This is a genomic window from Iodidimonas nitroreducens, from assembly GCA_000710935.1.
GTDB classification, from domain to species: domain Bacteria; phylum Pseudomonadota; class Alphaproteobacteria; order Sphingomonadales; family Rhodothalassiaceae; genus Iodidimonas; species Iodidimonas nitroreducens.
Window position 1 is genome coordinate 1 of record BAYV01000046.1, and the last position, 1186, is coordinate 1186.

Sequence of the window (1186 nt, forward strand, 5' to 3'; positions counted from 1 at the left end):
ATGGCTTGATCCTGAGCCTCCTTGATGCTTTCGTTGATATATTGGTCCAGCCATTACTGTCTGACCATGCGGTTATAGCGCTCGACATAAGCGTTCTGTTGCGGCTGTCCCGGCTGAATGTGCTGGATGGCAATGCCCTGACCCGAAGCCCATATCACCAGCGTCTCACTGATATATTCTGGACCGTTAGAGACTCTGATCGTCCGGGGCTTTCACCGCCATTCGATGATGCGGTTCAAACTGCGGATAACGCGTTCGGCGGAGCGAGGAGAGTGTCATGAACTTTGTGTATCTGATCTGGCCCATGGGGTTTTCAGATGCGGTTACGCCTTGAAGCGTTCATCGAACAGGATAGCGAACTGATTGCACATCTGACCCGTGTCGATTGGTCAAATCATCGTCGTTTGCGGATTGAGCGGCTTGCCGTTGAAGGGCACGACCTTGATGTCCCCTTCCCGCTTGCGGGCCTGGGCAATGTCATAGCTGTTCTGCATCCGCATGAGGGTGTCCATCGACACGCTAAAGGCTTTTTCGACCCGAAGCGCCATTTCTGACGACAGGTGCGCGCGCTCATTGAGCAAAGCCGAAAGCGTTGCCCGCGTCACCCCGAGCACTGCCGCCGCCGCTGTTACCGACAGACCAAGTGGCTCGATAATCTCATACTTGATGAAGCTGCCCGGATGAGCGGGGTTCTTCATGCGCAATCCAGAAATCGCGTTCATGGCTACCTCCTAGTGGTAATCTTCATAGTCCAGATCGGTGATTTCAATCTCGTTCTGATTGATCCGAAGCGTCAGCCGCCAGTTCTTCGTCATAAACAGGCTCCATGTGCCCTTGCGGTCGCCGGTCAGCAGGTGCGCCTTCCAGCTTGGCATGGTGCGCAACTCGTCCTCTCGCTCCATGTCCTGGAGGAAAGTGACCATGCGCCTGACCTTGGGCACGACAGCGGGCTGTAGCCCGCTGGCATCATCGGTTTCGATGAAACGTCGCAATCCCTTATGGATCACGTTTTTGATCTTCATAATTGATGCTGCCAGAAACATATGTATGGTGTCAATTGATACTATACAGCCCCTTCCTGCCATGCTTTAGCCCGCCGACAGGCGGTGAATCCGCTTTGCGGGGATAGGTCAACATTCGGTTGCACGCGTTTTCGGGCCTCCTCATCTCGAGAAATCCTGACATC

The 1186-nt window shown here is 54.3% G+C and carries 2 protein-coding genes and 1 pseudogene; all 3 read right to left on the minus strand.

All coding sequences use genetic code 11. From position 1 onward, the window contains the following. Positions 1–56: 56 nt before the first annotated feature. Positions 57–260 (minus strand): annotated as a pseudogene (locus AQ1_RS14960) (integrase core domain-containing protein); the annotation flags it as partial. 129 nt (positions 261–389) lie between these two features. Beyond that, positions 390–722 (minus strand): HigA family addiction module antitoxin, encoded by a 333-nt coding sequence (locus AQ1_RS12135; RefSeq protein WP_042087706.1) that lies wholly within the window; start codon positions 720–722, stop codon positions 390–392. A 9-nt stretch (positions 723–731) separates the two neighbouring features. Then, entirely contained in the window at positions 732–1022 is a 291-nt protein-coding gene (locus tag AQ1_RS12140) for a type II toxin-antitoxin system RelE/ParE family toxin (protein WP_042087707.1), read from the minus strand. Positions 1023–1186 lie beyond the last annotated feature (164 nt).

Bases quoted from the DNA above. Each gene is read 5' to 3' on its own strand.
- AQ1_RS12140 (WP_042087707.1), bottom strand. From the start codon at position 1,022: ATGAAGATCAAAAACGTGATCCATAAGGGATTGCGACGTTTCATCGAA.
- AQ1_RS12135 (WP_042087706.1), bottom strand. From the start codon at position 722: ATGAACGCGATTTCTGGATTGCGCATGAAGAACCCCGCTCATCCGGGC.